This is a genomic window from Kaistia sp. MMO-174 (assembly GCF_037147815.1).
GTDB classification, from domain to species: Bacteria; Pseudomonadota; Alphaproteobacteria; order Rhizobiales; family Kaistiaceae; genus Kaistia; species Kaistia nematophila.
Map to the genome: position 1 here is coordinate 344,437 of NZ_JBBCUO010000005.1, position 22,371 is coordinate 366,807.

A 22,371-nucleotide genomic window follows, 5' to 3' on the forward strand; every position below is an offset into this window, starting at 1 on the left:
TTTTTGAGTTTGCGAACGGGTGAGGCCGCTTTATCGGGTCAGGGACGACCTGCAAGGCAAGAACTCGATGTCGCTAGGAAAGAAGACGAAGCTGCCGAAGAAGCCGACGCCGCCGGTGGCTGCTTTCACGGATACAAGACGGCCCGGCGTGGCCGCCGCCGAGCCGAACCACCGGCCGGTGCGCCTCCTCGAACTGACCGTCGAGGAGCGCGACGAGCTGGAGCCTCAGCAGGCGCTGGTGATCGATGCCGTCGGGCGCGAATGCTTTCGCGGCCTCACCATCGCGGAATCGCTGGAGTTCCTGACGCTCCGCCGCCTCGGGCTCGACAATGACGACCTGAACTTCCTGAAGCTGATCCAGCTCGGCGATCTGCACGAGGCGGCGCAGAAGCGCTTCCACGCCTCCTAGGGCTTTCGAGCGAAGCCGATACCGGATCGCGTGACGAAAGCGCGAGAAGACAGGGAGCTAGATCACGCCAGTGTTCCCGCGAAACGCTGAAATGATCTAGCGGCGGGCTTCAGCCCATTCCGACGACGAGGCCGGAAGCCGTCTTCAGGGCGGCTTCCGCCAGCGCGATCATCGAGGCCGCCGGCTGCCTCGCCTCGAGGTTTCGCAGCGAGCGGATGCGCGCCAGCGCCGCATCGAGGGTCGGAAACTGTTCCGGCCGCGCGAGATGCAGATAGAGCGCGATCACGGTGGCGGAGCGGCTGCGGCCGCCGCGACAATGGACCAGGACATTGCCCGCCCGGTGCACCGGATAATGCGCCTTGCCGGGGCTTGCCTGGCCGAGAATTCCATCCAGCGCCAGCACGGCCGAGAGCAGATGGTTCGGGCTGTTGCCCGGCCCGTCGATCAGCCCGATATGGGTGCGCCGCACGAAGCTGCCGTCGCCGAGCGCCAATGGCCCCATCTCGACATTGACGGCGAGGTTCATCGTCGAGGTGATGCCTTCCGCCAGCAGCAGCGCCGGATCGTCGGCGGCGACGCGATTGCCGAGATAGATCGTCGCCTGCGCCGGTCCGAACGGCCCGGCGACCGGCAGCAGGACGGGAAGCGCATCCTCCTGCTCGTCGGTCAGCATCGGTGCGGGCGCGGTCGTTCCAAGGGTCATTGGGCAGGTCATCGGCTATTCGCAAGGTTGATATTGGCCTGCCAGGACAGGCGGTCGCCGAGCCGGCCGGCGAGGACCGGCATGCTGGCGGGAGCGGTGAAGGCGGCGATCACCGTCCGCGCGCCGAGCCGGTCGACGAGGTCGAGCGTGTCCGCGAGGCGCGGATGCACGTTCCAGGGCAGCCAGCGCGCCTCGCCGGCGGCGATCAGCCGGGCGGCCGGCGTGCCGGCGGGGACATGGCCGCTGAACAGGAAGCGGAAGCCTTCGTCGCGGCGGGCGTAGAGCGTCGCGGCGAATCCGGATTCCGCGTTCGCTTCGGTGGCGATGACAACGTCGTCGGGCGTCACGGGTTCGTCGGCGAGTGTCGCCAGCAGGGCGGCGGACGCGTCCGTGGCGCCGGGCGCGGCGAGCCCGGAGCGGTCGGCGGCCAGATGCTCGACCTCGGCGCGGATCGCCGGGCATAGTCTGGGCCGCAGGCCGAGCGCGGAGAGGCGCAGCGCCATTTCTGGCCCGCGTCCGAACGCCGGCACGCAGAGCACGGCCCCGTCCCGCGCCGCTTCGGCGATATCATCGATCTGGCTTTCCAGCGTCGTCTCGCGGTCGCCATAAGAGGCATCGGTGACGACGGTCGCGGCCGGCGGCGGCGGGTCGAACGGGAACACGGTCGATTCCACGCTCCAGTCGCCGGTGTAGAGAATGCCGCCGGCTTCGGCCGTGTGGACCCATATGCCGCCCGGCGCATGGCCGGACCGGCCGGTGGTGAGCGCAATGCCGGCGACGACAGCCGCGCCACGCAGCGGCAGGACATGGCGGTCGGCTGGCGCGACGAGCGTTTCCGAAATCTGCCGCCAGATTTCCGCCGTCGCATACACGGGCGGATTGCCGATCGTCCCGCGCAGGCCGAGGCCGCCGACATGGTCGATATGCGCATGCGACAGCAGGATGGCGTCGACGCGGCCGACCTTGGTGAGATCCGGCAGCACGCCCGCTTCCGGTCCCTCGCCGAGATCGAACAGCAGGCGGGCGCCGCGGATTTCGAGCAGGAAGGCGGCCGGGAGCTTGCCGCCGACGCCGCTGATGACCGTCAGTTTTGCCATGGCAGAACCCCGCGCGGCAGGAAGCGGGACAGCGCCGAGGCAGTCAGCATCAGTGCGAGCACGATGGCGACCATCAGGCAGCCCACGGCGGCGGCGAGCGTCGATGACCCGCCTTCCTCCAGGAAAACGACCATCGGCCCCAGCGTCTTCGCCTTCGACGAGACGAGCAGGATCGAGGACTGGATCTCGTTGAGCGCGCTCATGAAGACGATGATGGCGCCGGCCGCCGCGGCGGGGGCGACGAGCGGGCCGACGATGTCGCGCATCCGCCGCAGGAAACCGGCGCCCGCCACCCGCGCCGCCTCTTCGAGCGAGCGGTCGACCTGTGCGAAGCCGCCGAGCGTCGAGCGCAGGGACAATGCCAGGTACGACGCCAGATAGGCGGCGAGGATGATCCACACCGTGCCGTAGATGCTGAAGCCGGTGAAGGGCAGCGGCTTCAGGAAGAACAGGATCATGGCGACGCCGATGACGATGCCGGGCAGGGCATAGGCGAGTTCGCCGGCGAGATGCAGCACGCGCACGAAGCCGCTGCGATGCCAGGTCAGGAAGTAGCCGAGCAGGATCGAGACGGCGGTCAGCACGAGCGCCGTCGTGGTCGTCAGCCACAGGCTGGTCAGGAAGCCTTCGCGGATCGCCGCCTGGCGGAAGAGGGCGCTGGTGTAGTTCTGGAGCGTCAGGGTCGCCAGCGTCACCTCCTGGCCGAAGCCCCGGACGAGCGAGGTGGTGACGAGCGCCGACAGCGGCAGGACGAGTGTCGCGACGAGGACTAGCCAGGCGAAAAGCTCGACCGGCAGCCGCCAGCGGCCGAGGCGGAGCGTCAGCGGCCGGGCCGACCCGTCGACGCGGACATCCCGTCGGCTGCCGAGCCAGCCGGCCAGCGTGATGCCGCCGATGGTGAGCGCGGCGAGCAGCATGGAGAGGATCGCCATGTCGGCGAGCGCGGAGGGGCCCACGGTGTTGAGTTTCTGGTAGATCAGCGTGATCAGGGTCGGGAAACGGGCGGGGATGCCGAGCATCGCCTGGATGCCGAAATTGCCGATCGCCGAGACGAAGGCGAGCGCGGCGCCGGCGAAGATGCCCGCCCGCGCCAGCGGCAGGATGATGGTGAGGAGCAGCCGCGCCTGCGAGGCGCCGGCGGCCTGGCCGGCCTCGACCAGTTCGGCCGGCAGGCGGCGCAGCGCGGCGCGCACGGTCAGGAAGACGAGCGGGCTGTTGTAGATGCCGAGCAGCAGCACGATGCCGGCTTCGGAGTAAAGCGGATGACGGGCGCCAGCCGGCAGCGACAGGCCGAGCAGGCCGAGGATCGGGCTCGACGGCGAGAAGGCCTGCACCCAGGCGAGCGCCGATACCTGCGGCGGGATCATCAGCGGCAGGATGAAGGCGAACACCCAGATCGACTTGCCGCGCATGTCGGTCAGCGCCACCAGCGTCGCCGCCAGCGTGCCGCCGATCAGCGAGACCAGCGTCGAGAACAGCGCGACGCGCAGCGTGTTGACGGTCGCCGTCAGCACCTGGCGCGTGCCCAGCACCTCGCCGAGACGGCTGGCATCCGGCCAGCCGTCCGGCGCGATCGCCGTAAAGGCGAGGCGCAGCAGCGGCGCGAACGAGAGCCCGATCACGAAGAGCCCGAGTGCCCCCAGCACCCAGGTCTCCGTCGCGATGGAGAGCCCGCGTTTCGGGCGCTCCCGGGCAAAGCCGGCCGCTGCCAAGGTCATGCTCAGCCGCCGAAGGTGGCGGTGAACTTGGCACGGACGTCGGCGTCGGCGGCGACCGCCGCGTCGGCGTCCATCGGCAGCAGCTTGATGTCGGTGAGCTTGGGGAAGCCGGCCGGCGGCGTCAGCGTCGGGTCGAGCGGCATGTTGCCCTGCTGGACCACCATCTCCTGGCCTTCCTTCGACAGCAGGAAGTCGATGAAGAGCTTGGCGTCGGCCGGATTCTTGGCCGAGGAAAGGATCGCGGCCGGCTCGGTGATGAACGAGACGCCTTCCTTCGGGAAGATCAGGTCGACGGGCGAACCGGCGGCCTTGGCGCGGATGACGTCGGCGTCGGCGATCAGGCCGTACTTGGCGATGCCGCTGGCGACCGCCTTGAGGGCCGGGCCGTTGCCGCCTTCCGGCGCGATGTCGAGCTTGGCGAGGCCGGCGTAGAAGTCCCAGCCGATCGCCGGCACGTTGATGACGGTGTGCAGGTGGTTGAGGGCGGCGCCGGAATAGAGCGGGCTCGGCACGGCGATCTGGTTGCGGTTCGCCTCGTCGAGCAGCGCGTTCCAGCTGTCGATCGGCTTGGCCGAGGCGGTGTTGTAGGCGATGCCGGTCGAGATGATCTTCGTGCCGAAGAACATCATGTCCTTGTCGTAGGTCGCCTTGTCATAGGCGCCGACCTTGGCTTCCGGATAGGCGAGCAGGCGGCCGTCCTTCTTGAGCAGGCCGAGATTGATGGTGTCGGCGACCAGCAGCACGTCCGGGCGGATGTCGCCGGCGGCGATTTCCGCCTGCAGCACGTTCATCAGCTGGCTGGTGCCGTTGCGCGTCCACTCGACCTTCACGTCCGGGTACTTGGCCTGGAAGGCGTCGACGGTCTGCTGGGCGATTTCGGCGCTCTGCGAGGTGTAGAGCGTCAGGGTGCCGGCATTGGCGGCGGTGCCGGCCAGGAGCAGAAGGGCAGTCGCGGCGAGGATGCGCATGATGGCTGTCTCTGTTTCGGAGGGAGGCGGAGATCAGGCGGCGAGGGCGGGGATGACCCAGCCATCGCCGATCGCAAGCGACACCGCCGCGCCGGGGGCGAGGGGTGCCTGTTCGGGGAGATCGAAGGCGAGCACGGTTTCGGGCGCGGCCTCGCAGACCGCCTCGGCGCGAAAGCTGCCGCCGCGATAGGAGAGGCGCCGGATGCGGGCCGGAAGGCCCGTCTCGTTGGCTGCGGCGAGGCGGATGTCCTGCGGGTGCAGCCCGATCGCGGCGCGTCGGCGCGTTCGCTCGCCGGCCGCGCAGCGGAGTGTTACGGGCGCGCCGTGGATTCTGGCCTGCGCGCGGCCGGCGCCGTCGGCGACGATGTCCTCGGCCGGCAGCACGATGCCCTCGCCGATGAAGCCGGCGACCATCTCGGTGGCCGGCTCGCGATAGAGCGTCGCCGGCGCTGCGAACTGCACCAGCCGGCCGGCATCCATCACGGCGACTCGGTCGGCGAGCGCCATCGCCTCGGACTGGTCATGCGTGATGTAGACCATGGTCGAGCCGCTCGCCTGGTGGAAGCGGGTGAACTCGTGCTCCATGGCGGCGCGCAGATGCACGTCGAGATTGGCCAGGGGTTCGTCGAGCAGGACGATGCCGTTGCGGGCGGCGAGGCAGCGGCTGAGCGCCACGCGCTGGCGTTGGCCGCCGGAGAGATCGGCGGGGCGCCGCTCCGCCATCTCGTCCAGGGCGACGGTCTTCAGCGCCTCGGCGACGCGGCGCTTGCGCTCGCCGGCCGGAACGCCGGTCACCTTCAGGCTGTAGCCGACATTTTCGGCCACCGACATGTGCGGCCAGAGCGCGTAGTTCTGGAAGACGATGCCGAGATCGCGCTTTTCCGGCGGCGTGTGATGGCTGGCCGAAGACGCTAGTTCGCCGGCAAAGCGAATGCTGCCGGCGTCGGGCCGCTCGAAGCCGGCGATCAGCCGCAGCAGCGTCGTCTTCCCGCAGCCCGACGGCCCCAGCACGGCGACGAACTCGCCGGACTGGATGTGCATGCTGACATCCGAGACGACCCGGTTGCCGCCGAAAGCCTTGCCGAGTCCCGAGATCGCGATGTCCGTCATCACCCGTCTTCGCTTCCTGCTGGAGGCGCGTCCGGTCGCGCGCCATGAGGCGCTCAGTGACGACGTTTGTTGTCACCGTTGCGAAGCTGCCGCGACAGTTCGATGACAATTTTCATCGCGCGGAGGGCCGGAGACGGCGCCGGGAAATGGCTTCCCCTGCGTCGTCCTCGGGCGGGCGCGGCGCGATCTCCGCCGCAAAAAGGGCGATGTCAGGCGCGCTGCTGCGGCAGGATCCAGCCGGGGAACGCGCATTCGAAGGCGGTCGCCGCCGAGACCGGCACGCCGTCCCTAAGCGTCAGCACCGCGATGCGCGAGGAGTCCCAGCCGGCGACGAGCAGCCGGTCGCCCTGCACCAGCAGGTGCTGCGGCCAGAACACGGTCGAATCGATCTCCGAGACCAGTCGCGGCTTCAGGCCCGTGACGTCGAAGGTCGAAATCGTGTCGTTGCCGCGATTGGCGAAATAGACGAAGCGACCATCGGCCGAGCGCTGGATGTCGCCGGGATAGTTGCGGCGGTGGCGGGTGCGGGCTGGGCCCGGCCGCGTCGTGCTCGGCACGCTCTGCCAGGCGCCTTCCGGTGCGCCGGGATGGCCGACGAGCAGATTGGAGCCGAGCTCGCCGGAAATGGCGAGGCGACCGTCGTTCAGCACCACGGCATGGCGCGGGCCGCAGCCGGCCGGCAGTCTCGTAACCCGCGTCTGCTTCAGCGCCTCGGCGCCCGGCTTCGCGAGGTCGACGCTGAACTCGCGCACCGAATCGTCGCCGAGATCGATGACGAACAGCGTCTCGCCGACGAAGAAGGCCTGGTGCGGATGGGCGTCGTCCTGCCGGTCGAGCTCCGGGCCGCCGCCCGAGAGCTTCACCAGCGCGACCTCGCCGTCGAAGCTGCCATCGGCGGCGAGGCGCTGCAGGCCGAGCGTCGAGGTGGTGTAGTTGGTGAAGACAAGCAGCCTGCCCGAGGGATCGACGGTCAGGTGGCAGGGCTCGGCGCCGCCGCTTGCCTTGTCGCCGATCGTCTCGGCCTTGTCGCCGTCGATCCGCCAGGCATGGATCGAGCCGTCCATGCCGACGCGCGACGTGCCGTAGATCATCGGCAGGGTGGGGTGCCAGGCAAGCGCCGAGAGGTGCTCGGCGCGTCCGAGCGTCTCGCCCTTCCAGGCGCCGTCCTTCAGCGCCCAGCGCGTCAGGCCGTGCAGTTCGAAGACGCCGCGCGATGCGATGTAGAGCGCCTCGCCGGTGGCGTGTTGGACGTCGGACATTGTGGTCTCCCCCGATCGAATGTCTGCCTTGGCCGAAGCCTAGATCAAATCCCGGGCTCTTGCCTCTCCCTGAGGGTGGGGTGGGGCCGTATTTCGTCCCTCTACTCCGAAGAGCCCGGCCCAAATCCCTCCCAGGTCTCCACTACCTTGCCATCGCCGAGGATGGCGGCGCGGCGGAGCATGGCGAAGGCCATGCAGACATGGTTCGGCACGATCTCCAGCCGCGTGCCGACGGGCAGCGGCGTCGGCTCGCCCTCACCGTGCCAGCGCAGCCAGCCATGCTCCTCCGACATCTTCTCGATGATCCAGCCGGGCGCGTTCACGATCAGCCCCATGCCGGGATACTCGTCGCGGTGGGCGGCGGCGGGAACGAGATCGGTCGAGAGCGACTTCGAGCCGGCGTCGATGCAGGCGCGGTCGGGATCGGGATGGCTGACGACGGTGCCGATGACGCGGACGGCGACGCTGTCGAGCGTGGCGTTGCCAAGCGCGATCTGGCCGACATCGTTGAAGGCGTAGATGCCGGGACGGATCTGGGTGACCCCCGGCACATGCGCGACGGCGCGCGCCGAGGCCGAGGCGCCGAGCGAGACGATTGGCAGCGCGATGCCGGCGGCGCGGATCGCCGTGGCGACGCCGACCATGAGTTCGCCGGCGGCGACGGCGCGGGCCTCGAGGTCGGCGCGGTCCCTGGCGCCATAGGTTGCGCCTTCATGCGTGTAGATGCCGACCAGCTCGACGCCCGGCGCGGCGGCGATCGCCTTGGCGACCTCGACCGCCTTGGCCGGCGTCACGCCCTCGCGGCCGAGGCCGGAATCGATCGCCAGCATCATGCGCGCTGTCTCGCCGGCCGCGGCGAAGACGGCGCCGATGCTCGCGGCCGCGGCGACGCTGTCGGTCGCGAACAGCGCGTCGGCGCGGCGGGAGAGCGCGAGCGCGCGCGCGCCGTTCTCGGCGCCGAAGATCGGATTGGCGATGAACAGCCGCTCGATGCCGGCGTCGGCGAAGGCTTCCGCCTCGCCGAGCTTGGCGACGCAGAGCCCGTGTGCGCCGCGCTCGATCTGGCGGCGGCCGGCCTCGGCCATGCGATGCGTCTTGGCATGCGGGAACAGCTCGACCCCGGCCGAGCGGGCGATCGCCGCCATCTCGTCGAGGTTGGCATCGAGGACGTCGCGGTCGAGCACGAGGCCCGGCGTGGCGACCGGGATTTCGGCCCAGCGTGAGGCGGCGACGGCGGCGGCGGTGGCGGACATGCGGAGACCCTTTGGTCGGATGGGCGGGCGGATCGGTGCGGCGTTCATAGCAGCGCGCTCATGCGATGAGCACGCTGAAATATCAGGCAGGCATGCGGATGACGCGGCCGGCACGACGACCGGTCATCTGGCCGTCCTCCAGCGCCAGTTCGCCGTTCACCATCACATGGAAGATGCCGGAGGCGGCCTGGCGCGGCACCTCGTAGGTGGCGTGCGCCTTTACCGTCATGTGGTCGAACACGACGAGGTCGGCCTTGGCACCCTCGACGATGCGGCCGCGATCGGGTTGGCGCAGTCGGTTCGCCGCCGTGCTCGTCATGTGGCGCACGCATTCGGCCAAGGTCAGCACCTTCTCCTCGCGCACATAGGTCTCCAGCATGCGCGGGAAGGTGCCCCAGGATCTCGGATGCGGCCGGTCGCCGACCAGGATGCCGTCGCTGCCGACCGTGTGTTCGTCGCGCTGCATCAACGCCCGCACATGCTCCTCGTGGCCGATGAAGAAGACGCAGGGCGCGCTACGCTCTGTGGCGACGAGCAGGTCGAGCGCGAATTCGGCCGGGCGCTTGCCGGCCTTCGCGGCGGCGGTGGCGAGGTCGGTTTCCATCACCCATTCGAGCTCCGGCGCGCCGGGCGTTCCGACGACATGCACGGTCGACCAGTTGACGGTGAGGCCCTGGTGGCCGTCCGAGCCGGTGACGTCGAGGGCGTCGATGATCCTGGCGCGGTCCTCCGGCGAGCGCAGGCGCGCCATCTGCTCCTCGCCTGTGCCGGCAAGCGACCAGCTCGGCAGCTGCGACAGCAGCGTCGTCATGCCGGCGAGATAGGGATAGCTGTCGAAGGTCAGGTCGACGCCGTCGGCGATGGCGTCGTCGAGCATCTTCAGGAGCTCCGGCAGCTTGCCGCGATTGCACTCGAAGGAGAGGTGCGTGTGGGCGAGATGCAGCGCGACGCCGGAACGGCGGGCGATCTCGAAGCATTCGCGATAGCCGCCGAGCGCGTCGAGGCCGTAGTTGCGGTGGTGCGGGCAGTAGAAGCCGCCATATTCTGCCACGACCTCGCAGAGCGCCACCAGCTCGTCGGTGTCGGAATACATCGCCGGCACATAGGTGAGACCGGTCGAAAGGCCGACGCCGCCTTCCTCGAGCGCGATGCGCAGCAGCGCCTTCATCTGCTCCAGCTCGCCGGATGTGGCGAGGCGGGGGGCGTTGCCCATCACCAGCATGCGCAGATTGCCATGCGGCACCAGATAGGCGGTGTTGACGGCGGTGTTGCCGTCGAGCCGCTTCAGATAGTCGGCGACCGAGCGCCAGTTCCAGTCGAAGCCCGGCGGGTCGCCGTTCCAGCCCTTCAGCTGGGCGCGGAGCTCGGCGAGCGTCACCGCGTCGATCGGCGCGTAGCTGAGCCCGTCCTGGCCGAGCACCTCGGTGGTCACGCCCTGCGTGATCTTCGAGGTGTGGTCGGGCTGGACCAGCACCTGCAGGTCGGAATGGGTGTGCATGTCGATGAAGCCGGGGGCGAGGATCAGCCCGTCGATGGCGATCGTGCGGTCGGCCTGGAGCTTCTCCGTGCCGTCGGTGACGCGGACGATGCGGTCGCCTTCGACGAGCACGTCGCCGCGCACGGGGTCGGAGCCGAGGCCATCGACGAGGATGCCGCCGGCAAACAGCGTGGTCTCAGAGGTCATTCTGCGGGGATCCGTATTCTCTGCCCGGTCCGGGCGCTCTCGTAGATGGCGTCCGTGACGGCGACCACATGGGCCGCGAGTTCTGCCGTCAGGCCCGTCGGCGCGGGGGCGCCCTGCGCGCAGGCGATCAGCGCCTTCGTCGGGGCGCCGGAATCATAGAGGCCGGAGGCTTCCGTCTCGCCATATTCGACGACGTCGCCATTCACCCGCACCAGGCGGACATGGTCGGCGACGGAATCGAGCCAGATCTGCCCCTTCGAGCCATAGAGCGCCATGTGCCATTGCGGCCGCGCCAGGTAGGGATGCGTCGAGGCGCTGCTGATCGCCGCAGAACCGCCGCCGGCGAACTCGGCATGGACGGTCGCGTGCAGGTCGATCTCGCGGCCGGGCGGATAGGTGCTGGCGTGGAGCGCGACGATCGGCTCGCCGGCCAGCCATTCGATCAGGCCGAGCTGGTGCGACATCGAGACGGTGGCCGAGCCGCCGCCCGAGATTCTGCGGTCGGTATAGGTCGAGGCGGCCGAGCTGCCGTCGCCACCCCAGCCGCCATCCGTGCCGCCCATCAGCAGCGCACGCGTGTTGACGGCGAGATGCATGGTCAGATGTTCGATCGCGCCGATCTCGCCGGCGTCGATCAGCTGCTTCGAGAGCGCGAAGCATGGCGCGGCCGGCCAGCCGAAGCCGACGAGGAGCACGCGGCCGACGCGCTCCGCCGTGTCGCGCATGCGGCGCGCGGCGCCTCCTTCGAGCGCGAACGGCTTTTCCACCAGCACATGCGCGCCGGCCTCAAGCGCCGCGATCACCTGTTCTTCGTGCGCCACCGGCGGGCTGGAGACGACGACGATGTCGGGCTTTTCGGCCAGCACGTCGCGCCAGTCGGCAAAGGCGTGCGGAACGTCGAAGGCGGCGGCGAGCTTCTGCGCCGTCTCGGCGTTCGGGCTCGAAAGAGCCAACAGATCGACATCGGGATGGGCGGCGAGCGTCGGCAGATGGCTCGATTGCGACCAGGCGCCGGCGCTGATGACGCCGGCGCGGATGGGCTTGGTCATTTCACGGCTCCGGCGGTCAGCGCGCCGACGACATGGCGCTGGAAGATGACGACCAGCACGACGGGCGGGATCATCGACATGACGGTGGCGGCGGCGAGCGCGTTCCAGTTGAACTGCTGCACCGACTGGAAGCCGGCGAGCAGCGGCGGCACGGTCAGCTGGTTGGTGAGCACGAGCGAATAGAAGAACTCGCTCCACGCCTCGAGGAAGATCAGCACGCCGGCGGCGACGAGGCCGGGCCGGGCGAGCGGCATGACGATGATCCAGAGCGTCTGCAGCCGCGAGGCGCCGTCGATCTTCGCCGCCTCCTCGATCTCGCGCGGCAGCTGGTCGAAATAGTTCTTCAGGATCATGATCGCGAGCGGCAGCGTGAACACGTTGTAGCTGATGATCAGCGCCCAGGGCGTGTTCAGGATGCCGACGACGCGGAAGGCCACGAAGAACGGGCCGATGATGGCGATCGCCGGCACGACGCGCGAGACGATGATCGACAGCTCGAACAGGCGCGAGCCGCGGAACGGGTAGCGCGACAGGCCATAGGCGGCGATGCCGGCGATGAAGAGGTTCAGCACCACCAGCACGGCGCTGACGAAGAAGCTCTGGCCGATCGCCGGGATGAGGCGCGCGCCCATGTCGGTGCTGCCGAAGCCCTTCGAGCCGGTCGCCCCCGTCAGCACCGAGCGGTAATTGTCGAACGTGATGCTGGAGGGAACCATCGGGAAGGGTTTGACGCCGAGCTGGGTCGGCGTGATCAGGCTGGAGACGACGAGATACCAGACCGGCAGCAGGATCCAGACGGCGAAGACGGCGACGCAGAGATAGAGGATGACCGTCGCCGTGGTGCTGCGCTTGAGGCCGGCGGCCGTGGCGGCCTTGCCGCGCCGGCGCGGCGCGCGGGAAAGGGCGATGTCGCTCATGCCGGTTGCCTTTCCGTGCGGTAGAGCAGCTTGACGGTGATGAGGCCGCCGGCCAGCGCGATGAAGCCGAGGATGACGGCGAGCGCCGAGCCGAGGCCGATCTGGGTGACGCCGAAGAGCTGGCGGTAGATCAGGATCGACAGCACCTGGGTCGCGTCGCCCGGTCCGCCCTGGGTCATGGCGAAGATCACGTCGAACTGCAGGAAGGCGTAGATGATGTTGAGCACCGTGACGGTGACGAGCGCCGGCCGCAGCCAGGGCAGGGTGATGTTGCGGAAGCGTTGCCAGAGATTGGCGCCGTCGAGCGAGGCGGCCTCGTTCAGGTCGTCGGGCAGGGTCTGCAGGCCGGCGAGCAGCAGGATGCCGGCGAAGCTCGCCTGCCGCCAGACCGCGGCGGCGATGGTGATCGCCAGCGCCGAATTCGGGTCGGACAGGAAGTCGTGATAGTCGCTGGTGGCGCCGAGCATCAGCAGCACCGCGTTCAGCCCGCCGACGCTGCCATCGGCGAACCACTTCCACAGGATGCCGATCATCAGCCAGGGCGTCGCCCAGGGGATGATCAGGAGGGCGCGGGCGAGGCCGCGGCCGATGAAGCGCTGGTTGAGCAGCAGCGCCATGGCGAGGCCGATCAGCGTCGAGAACACCACGAAGCCGATCGAGAAGATGATCGTCACCTTGGCGGAGCGCCAGAACACCGAGCTGCCGAGCACGATGGTGTAGTTCTCCAGCCCGACGAATGGGCCGAGGCTGCGGCCGTTCGCCGGCACGTCGTGCAGGCTGTAGAGGATGGTGAGCGTCGTCGGGACGAGCAGCAGGACGGCCAGGATGAGGCCGGCCGGTGCCGTCAGCCGGAAGCCGAAACGCCGGTCGTCGCGGCTGAGCGCGCCGCTGGAAATGGGTGAGGCCGACACGGTCACTCCCTCGGGCATGTCATGGGTTTGCGGCGACGGGGCAGGATGGCCGCGTGGACCGTTCCTGCCCCGTCGACCTCTCCCTCAGGAAGAGGCAAAGAAGGGCAGCCTCAGAGGCTGCGGCCCTTCTGGGCGCCATTCGCCGCCGTCGTCAGGTCCTCGACCGTCTGCTTCGGCGTCGCCTGGCCGAGCAGCAGCGCATGCACGATGTCGCCGACCTTGGCCTGGAAGTCCGGATACCAGGGCAGCGTGCGCGCCGGCACGACCTTGGAGCCGGTGGCGAACGTCTTCGAGATCATCGGCAGGTCGAAATAGTCCGGGAAGGCGGCGATGACGTCGGGGTCGGTGAAGAAGCCCGGATAGGGCGCGGCGAGGCCGGCGGCCTTGGCCCACTGGTTGAAGACGCTGAACTTGCCGGCCGAATCCTTCCAGCCATAGAACTTCATCAGGTCCCAGGCCGCCTCGCGCCGGGCCGGATCCTCGCCGGCGCCGAGCTGCAGCACCTCGCCGATCTGGAAGGTGTGATTGGAGCCGCCGATCGGGCCCTGCATGACGTTGTTCGATTCCGGGCCGCCGAGGCTGCGGATCGACGACAGGAAGTAGTGGTGCAGCACGAAGAAGGCGGCTTCGCCCTGCGCCATCTGGTTGGAGAGCTTGCCGGGGTCGTCGTTCAGCACCGACTTCGGCGCCAGGCCCTCCTGGTACATCGCCTGCCACCATTCGAAGACGCCCTCGGTCTTCGGGTCGTCGGCGAAGACGGGCTTGCCGGCGGCGTCGAAGGCGGTGACGCCCTCGTTCAGCAGATAGGTGTGCAGGTATTCCTCGCAGAATTCCTTCACCCAATAGGCGACATAGGGCGAGGCGACGACGTTCTTGTCCTTGAGCGTCTTCGACGCGTCATAGACTTCCTTCAGCGTCTGCGGCGCGGCGGCGATGCCGGCCGCCTTCAGCATGCGGTCGTTGTAGTGCATCATGTGCACGGCGGAGAAATAGGGCGCGCTGATGATGTCGCCGGCGGCGTTGACATAGGCCGAGCGGGCGCTCTCGAACATGTCGCCGACCATGTCGTCGACACCGGGCAGGCCGTTCAGCTTCGACGCCCAGCCCTGGTCGATGAACTTCTGCGAATTGTAGGCGAAGTTGTAGTAGAGATCGATCGCGTCGCCGCCGCGAAGCCGCGTCTGCAGCGCCGGCGAATAGCCGAGATTGGGGATGACGGCGACATTGACGGCCGGATTGCCCTTGGCCGTCCACTCGCCGACCAGCTTCTTGATCGTGTCGGGCTGGAAGTCCCAGGCGAGCATGTCGAGCGAACCGGTGAAGCCGGCGGCCTCGGCGCGGCCGGCGAGGCCCGGCGCCAGCATGGCGGCGAGCGCGGTGGCGCCGCCGGCCTTCAGAAAGGCGCGCCGATCGAGGCCGCCCGCAAGCTTCATCCCTGTGTCTCTGGTCTTCATCGTGAACCCCTTCCCTTGGGTGGTCTTCCGCGTCGTCTCGCGGGAGGCGGCCCGGCCGCTCCGCGCCGTCCGGGGTCGCGGACTGTTGCCGTCCGTCGACCCTTTGGTCTTCCGTTCGCCCGAAACCTCGATCGCGGCGCCTGGCGCCGAGTCCCCTGTGCCAGTCTCCGGTCTGGTCGGTGGACGGCGAAGCCTGTTCTTGTCGCGTTGGGCGGGGAAATTCCGGAAGAACTCCGACCCCGCTTCGGCGTCGGGCTTTCGACGTCACCGGCCACGTTATGGCAGGGACTATCAAATATCAACGCTCAATATTGTCCGTAAAATCATCATATGATCGTTGTTCGGACAGCCTCCGGCGGCATCGAGACTGCCTGCGCGCGCGCTGGCGACGAAACGGGCAGGGAGCGGCAAGGAACCGGAAAGGCAACGGCAAAGAAAACCGGCAAGTGATTTGTGAAACGCGCGGGAAGGCGTAGATCTGGAGGGGGTCCGGATCGGCTTCGGCTGCAACCGGGCGTGGCTACGGACGGTTCGGTGGGCAGGGGAGGTGGTCTTGCATAGCGTGCGGGGTGGGGATGGGGAGCTTGGCGCGGCGCGGCGGCATGCCCCCTGGGCGGCGGACCCGGCGGGCGACGAGGAGACGGAACTGAAGCTCCTGTGCCGCGATCCGGCGGATCTCGACCTTGTCGCGGCGATGCCGCTCCTGGCCCAGGCGGCCGCGAGGCGCACCCGGCAACTGGTCTCGACCTATTACGACACGCCGGACTACAGGCTGCTGCGGCAGGGCTATACGCTGCGCGTCCGCGACGATGTCGGCCGCTACATCGTGACGGTCAAGGCGAAGCGCGGACCGGGGTTGACCCGGTTCGAGCGCGAGGAACGGCACAGTTCGGCGCAGCTCGATCGCCAGCAGCTGAAGCGCCTGCTTCCCGTCGCGCTCCTCGACGCGCTGGAGGGCGAGCCGCTCTTGCCGGTGTTCGTGTCGCGGATCGAGCGCGAGGAGGTCACGCTCGATTTCGCCGGCGCCTCGATCGAGGTCGCCATGGATCGCGGCCGGGTCATCGCCGGCGCGCGGGCCGAGCCGTTCGTGGAGCTGGAGCTGGAGCTGAAGCGCGGCCCGGTCGCGGCGCTCTACGCGCTTGCGCTGGAGCTTTCGGCCGATGTGGCGCTGGTGCCGAGCGCGCGCACCAAGTCGGATCGCGGCTTCGCCCTCGCGCTCGGCAGCGCAGGATTGCCCGAGCCCGGCGCGAGCGTCGCTCCCTCGCTCAGGCGCGACATGACGAGCGACGAGGCGATGTTGGCCATCCTTATCGCCGCCCTGGCGCAGGCGGTTGATCACCTGCCGCGGGTGGGCGATGCGGGCGATCCCGAGGGCGTCCACCAGCTTCGCGTGGCGCTGCGCCGGATCCGCGTGGCGCTGTGGCTGGCGCAGCAGGTCGGCCCGCCGGAGAAGGCGCGCGCCTTGTCGGCCGAGGCCGCCTGGCTGGCGAATGAGCTCAGCGACGCCCGCGAATGGGACGTGCTGGCGACCGAGACGATGCCGGCCGTCGCCGACCGGGGCCTGGAAGGCGAGGGCTTTCGGGAGCTGGCGGCGCGCATCGAGCCGCTGCGGCTGGCGGCGCATGCCCGCGCGGGGGCGGCGATGGCGTCGTCCCGCGCCGGGCGCTTCCTGCTCGATCTCGGCCTCTGGGCGAGCCGGCATGGCTGGCGCGACGGCGCGACGGACGGGCGGGGGCCGACGGACCGTCCGGTCGCCCGGCTGGCGAAGAAGGCGCTCGTCGCGTCGCATCGCAAGGTGCTCCGCCGTGGTCGCAACTTCGATCGCCTCGATGCCGAGGGGCGGCACCGCCTGCGCATCGCCCTCAAGACGCTGCGCTATGCCAGCGACATGTTCCTGCCGATGGTGCAGGCCGGGCGGAGGGCGGCGCGGCATGTCGACCGGCTGAGGCAGCTGCAGGACGATCTCGGGCGGCAGAACGATGCCCGTCGGTCGCCGGAGCTGCTGGGCCGGCTTGCCGACGCGGAACTCTCCCCCGCCGCCAACCGCGCCCTCGGCGTCCTGCTCGGCCAGGAGGCCTTCGGCCGCGTCGAGGCGGAGGCGGCGCTTCGCCGTGACTGGGCCGCGTTCCGGAGGCGCTTCGCCGTCGGCCGCAAGCAGGGGAAGCGGCGGCGCTAGAGCGCTTTCGAGCGAAGTGGATACCGGCTTTCGTGAAGAAACCGCGACAGGACAAAGAGTCGGATCGTTTCGTCGTTTCCGTGAAACGATGGAACGATCCAGGCCTCGCCGTCCTCCCTTTCTTCGCGGCACTGAGCTGGTCTTCGCCCGGCGGATGCCCGCTCATTCCCAGTATCGGGAGATCGCCGGTCCGGATCGGCCCGTGAAAATCCCTCCCGCCGGCGCGCGAATCATCTCGCGAGCTTGTCATTGGAAGTTGCAGAGGCCGCCATTGTATGGTCCCGGCCGGGCACGCCGATCGAATGCAATTGGATCTTTGTCAGACTTCTTTATTTTGAGGAGTGGATAATGAGCCTGCAGCATTCAATGTCTGATCGGGCCGCCATGAATTGTCGGCGCGCCGGTTTTGGTCTTCTCGCCGCTGGAATGATGGTGGCGTCGGCGCTGAGCAGCGCCGGCCCGGCGTTGGCTCAGGCGCCCGCCGAAAAGCCCAACATCCTGGTGATCATGGGTGACGATGTCGGCTGGTTCAATATCGGCGCCTATCATCGCGGCATCATGTCGGGCAAGACGCCCAACCTCGACAGGCTGGCGTCGGAAGGCATGATGTTCACCGACTATTATGCCGAGGCGAGTTGCACCGCCGGCCGCGCCAACTTCATCACCGGCGAACTGCCGATCCGCACCGGCCTCACCACCGTCGGCCAGGCCGGCGCAGATGTCGGCATGCCGGACCAGGCCGTGACGCTGGCCACCGTGCTCAAGGCGCAGGGCTACGAGACCGGGCAGTTCGGCAAGAATCACCTCGGCGACCTGAACAGGTATCTGCCGACCGTGCACGGCTTCGACGAGTTCTTTGGCTACTTGTACCATCTGGACGCCATGTCTGATCCCTACTGGTACGACTACCCGCAGGACTGGATCGACAAATATGGCCCGCGCGACCTGATCCACAGCTACGCCACGGCGACGGACGACACCACGGTCGAGACGCGCTGGGGCAAGGTCGGCAAGCAGCGTATCGTCGACGAGGGTCCGCTGGCGCCGTTCCCGAACATGGAAGGGCGGCAGAACTGGCAGAAGGGCCGCGACGCCAAATACAACATGGAGACGTTCGACGACGTGCTGGTCAAGGCCAGCAGCGACTTCATGGACAAGGCCAAGAAGGACGGCAAGCCGTTCTTCGTCTGGCACAACACCACGCGCATGCACGTCTTCACGTACATCCCGCCCAAGTATCAGGCGATGATGACGCCGACCTCGAACTATGGTCTCGAGGAAGCCGGCATGGCGCAGATGGACGACAGCATCGGCGCGCTGTTGCAGCACGTGAAGGACATCGGCGAAGAAAACAACACCATCGTCATCTTCACGACCGACAACGGCGCCGAGGTGTTCACCTGGCCGGATGGCGGCATGACGCCGTTCAAGGCGACCAAGGGCACGACCTGGGAAGGCGGCTTCCGCGTGCCGGCGATCATCCGCTGGCCGGGGCAGGTCAAGCCGGGCAGCATCGAGAACGGTATATTCTCCGGCCTCGACTGGCTGCCGACGCTCGCGGCGGCTGCCGGCAATCCCGACATCAAGGAACAGCTGCTGAAGGGCGTCCAGCTCAACGGCCAGACCTACAAGAACCATCTGGACGGCTACAACCAGCTCGACCTGCTGCGGGGCAAGGGACCGTCGGCCCGGCATGAGCTGTTCTATTTCGGTGGCGCGAAGCTCGGCGCACTGCGCTTCGACGACTTCAAGTTCCAGTTCTTCCAGCAGCCCTATGGCTGGCCGGGCGAGAAGGTCACGACCGACATGCCGACGATCGTCAACATCCGGCAGGACCCGTTCGAGAGGACGCCGTCGATCCGGGGCGAGACGATCAACGACATGGGTGGCGGCTACATGAACGACTTCTACGCCCGCCAGTTCTGGCGCTTCGTTCTCGTGCAGAAGGCCGTTGCCGAGCTCGCGAGCACGGCGCTGGAATTTCCGCCGATGCAAGCGCCGGCCTCGTTCAATCTCGAGGCCGTCAAGGCGCAGATCGACGAGGCGCTGAAGAACCAGTCGGGCCAGTAGCCCGCGCGATCGGCGGGGCGCCTTCGGCGCCCCGCTTACCCGATGTTTACGACACCTTGGATTGCGTCTTTCCATTGCAGCCGATACCAGTGATCCTGTCCGGGCATCGTTTCGCAATTGCAATGGCTTATGTGGCAAACTCCTCCCCCGCCTGCATCCGAGGCCGAACGTCTCGCCGAACTGCAGAGCTACGACATTCTCGACACGACGCCGGATGAGCGCTTCGACCGGATCACCCGGATCGCGTCGCGCTATTACGCGGCCGACGTCGCGTTCCTGAGCTTCATCGACGCCAGCCAGCAATGGATGAAATCGCGCAGTTGCGACGCGCTGCATGAGCATATCGACCGCGACCAGGCCGTCTGCACGCTGGTGATCGCGGCGGACGACGACGTGGTGATCGAGGACATGCGGACGTCGCCGCGGCTGGATGGACATCCGATCGCCGGCAATCTGCCCTGGCGCTTCTATGCCGGCGTGCCGCTGCGCGGCGAGCAGGGCCACATCATCGGCACGCTCTGCATCCTGCGCGAGGCGCCGGGCGCCCCTGCCGCCTTCAGCACCGACATCCTGCGCGATCTCGCCGCCATTTCCAGCCACGAGCTGCTGCTCGCCAAGCGCAACACCGAGCTGCGCAAGCTGAGCCATACCGACGCGCTGACCGGCCTCGCCAACCGCCGCATGTTCGACGACGAGTTCGAGCGGACCTGGCGGCGCGCCCGCCGCACCGGCGAGCCCGCCTCGGTGCTCCTGATCGACCTCGACCATTTCAAGCAGATCAATGACGGGCTCGGTCATGCCGGCGGCGACGCCGTGCTGGCGCGATTCGGCCAGATGCTGCCCGGCTCGGCCCGGCGTTCCGACGACCTGGCCGCGCGCGTCGGCGGCGAGGAATTCGCGCTCATCCTGAGCGGCACCGACCAGGCCGGCGCGGCGATCGTGGCGCAGCGCCTGCTCGACGATCTCGCGGCGGCGGCGATCCCGCATCCGACGCGCGGCACCGCCTCGACCAGCATCGGCCTCGCGACTCTCGCCTCCGGCGAGACGGCGGCCGACTGGCTGGCGCGCGCCGACCGCGGCCTCTATGCCGCCAAGGCCGCCGGCCGCGCCACCATGCGCGCGGGCTGACCGGCGCGCCGGACGGCTAGGCCGGTTCCAGCGATCGATGCAACGGCCGCGCCGGCAGGATGGCGGCCTGCAGCAGCCGGCCCTCGGCCGAGCGCAGTTCCAGCCCGCGTCCGACGGCGGCGTCCTCCTGGATCCGCCCTTCCGCCAGCACGATGACGCGGCTGCAGAAGAGGCGCACCAGGCGAAGGTCGTGCGTGGTGAACAGCACGGCCATCTTCAGGGTCGACTGCAGTTCCCTCAGCAGCGCGATCATCTGCATCTGCAGCACGAGGTCGAGATTGGAGACGGCTTCGTCCAGCACCAGCAGTTTCGGCGCCGGCGCGATGGCGCGGGCGATGCAGACGCGCTGCAACTGGCCGCCGCTCATCTGCGTCGGCAGCTTGCGGGCATCATCCGGTGCGAGGCCGACCTGCATCAGCAGCGAATGGACCCTGCGGTCGCGCGCGTCCGCGTCGAGCGTCGTCAGGTGGCGCAACGGCTCGGCGATGATGCGGCCGACCGTATGGCGCGGGTTGGTGGCCCCGATCGAATCCTGGAACACGATCTGCACCGAGCGCCGGTAGGTCCGGTATGCCTCGCCGGAGAGGCCGCGCAGATCGCTTCCTTCGAAGGCGACGCTGCCGGCGTCCGGCCGCTCGAAGCCGAGCAGCAGCCGGCCGAGTGTGCTCTTGCCGGATCCGCTGCGGCCGAGCAGCGCGATGCTCTCGCCGGCGGCTACATCGAGCGACACGTCGCGGAGCACCGCCTTCGGCGCGGATTTCCCGACCAGCGACGTGGTGGAATAGACCTTCGACACCGAGCGCGCGGAGAGGATGGGACTCATGCGACCTCCGGATAGAGCGCCATGTGCGCTTCGACCAGTTCGCGGGTCGCGGCGCGCTTCGGGTTGTCGAAGATCTCGCGGGTCGGCGCCGTCTCGATGATGCGGCCGTTCTCCATCACCGTTACCTCGTCGGCGAGCCGCGCCACGACGCCCATGTCATGCGTGATCATGAGGACGCCGAGATTGCGGCGGCGGGCGAGGTCGTCGAGCAGGTCGAGGATCCGCGCCTGGACGATCAGGTCGAGGTCGGTGGTCGGCTCGTCGGCGAACAGGAACGGCGCGTCCGAAAGCAGCGCCAGCGCGATCATCGCCCGCTGCAGCATGCCGCCGCTCATCTCGAACGGATGCAACTGTAGTACCGCGTCGCCATCCTGGAGGCCGACGGTCGCGAACGCCTCCAGCGTCCGGCCACGCCAGCCGGAATCGAGCTTGCCGACCGCGCGCAGCGTTTCCCTGGCGTGATCCGCCATGGTGAGGACCGGATTGAAGGCCGAGCGCGGGTTCTGCAGGATCGTCGCCACGAGGTGGCCCCGCAGCTTTTCCGGTGCGATGGGCCGGCCGTCATGGAGCACGCGGCCGGCGGTGACCCGGACGCCGGGCGGCAGCACGCCCTGGGCGCCGCCGCAGGTCATCGACTTGCCGCACCCGCTGGCACCGACGAGGGCGAGGATGCGCCCGCGCCGGATCGTCAGGCTGGCGCCGTCGACGAGGACGTGGTCGTGGTCGCCATGCCTGGCCGCGATGCGCAGGTCTTCGATGGTGAGCGTCTCGGTCAATGCTGGTGGTCTCCATGCAGGCTCGGATCGAGCCGGTCGCGCACCGCGTCGCCCAGTATGTTGAAGGCCATCACGCTCAGGAGCAGCGCGAGGCCGGGCCAGACGATCAGCATCGGACTGGACCAGACGAACTGGCGGGCGTCGCCGATCATCACGCCCCATTCGGCGGTTGGCGGCTGCACGCCGAGGCCCAGGAAGGAGAGGCCGGCGACGTGCAGCATCATGTGGCCGATGTCGAGCGTGGCGAGCACGATCATCTGCGCCAGGATGGCGGGGAGCAGGTGCTCCATGAAGATCCGTACCCGGCCCGCCCCGGCGGCGCGCGAGGCGAGCACGAAATCGCGCTGCCGGAAGGAAAGCACGAGGCCGCGCACCATGCGCGCGTACCAGGCGAAGTGCGACAGCGCGATGGCGATGACGACGTTGACCATGCCGGTGCCGAGGATGCCGATCAGGAACAGCGCGAGCACGATGGTCGGGAAGGCGAGGAAGATGTCGCAGAAGCGCATCACTGCCTGGTCGACCCGGCCGCCGAGATAGCCGGACGCGCCGCCGACGGCGATCGCGAGCGTCATGATCAGCACGATGCAGAGCGCGACCGATCCGAGCGATATCCGCGTTCCATAGATCAGGCGGGAGAGTTCGTCGCGGCCGAGATGGTCGGTGCCGAGCCAGTGCGCCAGGCTCGGCCCCTGCAGGCGCTGGGTCAGGTCGACGGCGTTGGGGTCATAGGGCGCGATCCACGGCGCGACGACGGCGGCGATGGCGAGCACGACCACGATGGCAAGGGCGAGCCGCACCAGCCAGGTGTCGCGCAGCGGCAAGCGCCAGGCGGGGCGCCGGGGCGCGTGTTCGTCGAGGCTGGC

Annotated in this window: 19 protein-coding genes; 4 read left to right on the forward strand and 15 right to left on the reverse strand. The window is 68.7% G+C overall.

All coding sequences use genetic code 11. The features are described 5' to 3' along the window. The first annotated feature begins 67 nt into the window (after positions 1–67). Positions 68–409, forward strand: a complete 342-nt coding sequence (locus WFK98_RS19465) for a hypothetical protein (protein ID WP_266336846.1) — start codon at positions 68–70, stop codon at positions 407–409. Between the two features lie 109 nt (positions 410–518). Here WFK98_RS19465 and WFK98_RS19470 read toward each other — a convergent pair whose 3' ends face one another. The 12 genes from WFK98_RS19470 to WFK98_RS19525 form a co-directional block, all read right to left on the reverse strand. Further along, positions 519–1,112, reverse strand: coding sequence for a dual specificity protein phosphatase family protein (locus tag WFK98_RS19470; RefSeq protein ID WP_336801369.1), 594 nt, complete (start codon positions 1,110–1,112; stop codon positions 519–521). 8 nt (positions 1,113–1,120) lie between these two features. After that, positions 1,121–2,209, reverse strand: a complete 1,089-nt coding sequence (locus WFK98_RS19475; protein WP_336801370.1) for an MBL fold metallo-hydrolase — start codon at positions 2,207–2,209, stop codon at positions 1,121–1,123. Further along, positions 2,197–3,927: an ABC transporter permease gene (locus WFK98_RS19480; RefSeq protein WP_336801371.1), complete on the reverse strand. Its 1,731-nt coding sequence runs from the start codon at positions 3,925–3,927 to the stop codon at positions 2,197–2,199. Before WFK98_RS19480 ends, WFK98_RS19475 begins: the two co-directional genes overlap by 13 nt. Before the next feature lie 2 nt (positions 3,928–3,929). Then, a complete protein-coding gene (locus WFK98_RS19485) occupies positions 3,930–4,895 on the reverse strand; it encodes an ABC transporter substrate-binding protein (RefSeq protein WP_336801372.1) in 966 nt (321 codons plus the stop codon). 33 nt (positions 4,896–4,928) lie between these two features. Further along, complete coding sequence (locus WFK98_RS19490) at positions 4,929–6,005, reverse strand: ABC transporter ATP-binding protein (protein ID WP_336801373.1); 1,077 nt, start codon at positions 6,003–6,005, stop codon at positions 4,929–4,931. Positions 6,006–6,214: 209 nt separating this feature from the next. Beyond that, complete coding sequence (locus tag WFK98_RS19495) at positions 6,215–7,264, reverse strand: lactonase family protein (RefSeq protein WP_336801374.1); 1,050 nt, start codon at positions 7,262–7,264, stop codon at positions 6,215–6,217. A gap of 101 nt (positions 7,265–7,365) precedes the next feature. After that, the gene (locus WFK98_RS19500; protein ID WP_336801375.1) at positions 7,366–8,517 is read right to left on the reverse strand and encodes an alanine racemase; all 1,152 of its coding nucleotides are present in this window, start codon (positions 8,515–8,517) and stop codon (positions 7,366–7,368) included. A gap of 82 nt (positions 8,518–8,599) precedes the next feature. Further along, positions 8,600–10,201: an N-acyl-D-amino-acid deacylase family protein gene (locus tag WFK98_RS19505; protein ID WP_336801376.1), complete on the reverse strand. Its 1,602-nt coding sequence runs from the start codon at positions 10,199–10,201 to the stop codon at positions 8,600–8,602. Beyond that, positions 10,198–11,250 (reverse strand): Gfo/Idh/MocA family protein, encoded by a 1,053-nt coding sequence (locus tag WFK98_RS19510; RefSeq protein WP_336801377.1) that lies wholly within the window; start codon positions 11,248–11,250, stop codon positions 10,198–10,200. The genes WFK98_RS19505 and WFK98_RS19510 overlap by 4 nt, the downstream gene beginning before the upstream one ends. Beyond that, on the reverse strand, positions 11,247–12,167 hold the full coding sequence (locus WFK98_RS19515; protein WP_266336856.1) for a carbohydrate ABC transporter permease: 921 nt from the start codon (positions 12,165–12,167) through the stop codon (positions 11,247–11,249). Before WFK98_RS19515 ends, WFK98_RS19510 begins: the two co-directional genes overlap by 4 nt. Then, positions 12,164–13,078, reverse strand: a complete 915-nt coding sequence (locus tag WFK98_RS19520; RefSeq protein WP_266336857.1) for a carbohydrate ABC transporter permease — start codon at positions 13,076–13,078, stop codon at positions 12,164–12,166. The genes WFK98_RS19515 and WFK98_RS19520 overlap by 4 nt, the downstream gene beginning before the upstream one ends. 110 nt (positions 13,079–13,188) lie before the next feature. Then, positions 13,189–14,532 (reverse strand): ABC transporter substrate-binding protein, encoded by a 1,344-nt coding sequence (locus WFK98_RS19525; protein WP_266336858.1) that lies wholly within the window; start codon positions 14,530–14,532, stop codon positions 13,189–13,191. Between the two features lie 562 nt (positions 14,533–15,094). Between WFK98_RS19525 and WFK98_RS19530 the strand changes: the two genes are divergently transcribed. The 3 genes from WFK98_RS19530 (at position 15,095) to WFK98_RS19540 (ending at position 19,906) form a co-directional block, all read left to right on the forward strand. After that, on the forward strand, positions 15,095–16,708 hold the full coding sequence (locus WFK98_RS19530; protein ID WP_336801570.1) for a CYTH and CHAD domain-containing protein: 1,614 nt from the start codon (positions 15,095–15,097) through the stop codon (positions 16,706–16,708). Between the two features lie 366 nt (positions 16,709–17,074). After that, positions 17,075–18,778 (forward strand): arylsulfatase, encoded by a 1,704-nt coding sequence (locus WFK98_RS19535; RefSeq protein WP_336801378.1) that lies wholly within the window; start codon positions 17,075–17,077, stop codon positions 18,776–18,778. A 129-nt stretch (positions 18,779–18,907) separates the two neighbouring features. Further along, on the forward strand, positions 18,908–19,906 hold the full coding sequence (locus tag WFK98_RS19540) for a GGDEF domain-containing protein (RefSeq protein WP_266336859.1): 999 nt from the start codon (positions 18,908–18,910) through the stop codon (positions 19,904–19,906). A gap of 16 nt (positions 19,907–19,922) precedes the next feature. Here the strand turns inward: WFK98_RS19540 and nikE are convergent, their stop codons facing one another. Genes nikE through nikC form a run of 3 tightly spaced genes read right to left on the reverse strand, consistent with a single transcriptional unit; the run spans position 19,923 to position 22,329 of the window. Continuing rightward, on the reverse strand, positions 19,923–20,729 hold the full coding sequence (gene nikE / locus WFK98_RS19545) for a nickel import ATP-binding protein NikE (protein WP_336801379.1): 807 nt from the start codon (positions 20,727–20,729) through the stop codon (positions 19,923–19,925). Next, positions 20,726–21,505, reverse strand: coding sequence for a nickel import ATP-binding protein NikD (locus WFK98_RS19550; RefSeq protein WP_442907459.1), 780 nt, complete (start codon positions 21,503–21,505; stop codon positions 20,726–20,728). Before WFK98_RS19550 ends, nikE begins: the two co-directional genes overlap by 4 nt. Further along, a complete protein-coding gene (gene nikC, locus WFK98_RS19555) occupies positions 21,502–22,329 on the reverse strand; it encodes a nickel ABC transporter permease subunit NikC (RefSeq protein ID WP_336801572.1) in 828 nt (275 codons plus the stop codon). The genes WFK98_RS19550 and nikC overlap by 4 nt, the downstream gene beginning before the upstream one ends. Positions 22,330–22,371: the final 42 nt, after the last annotated feature.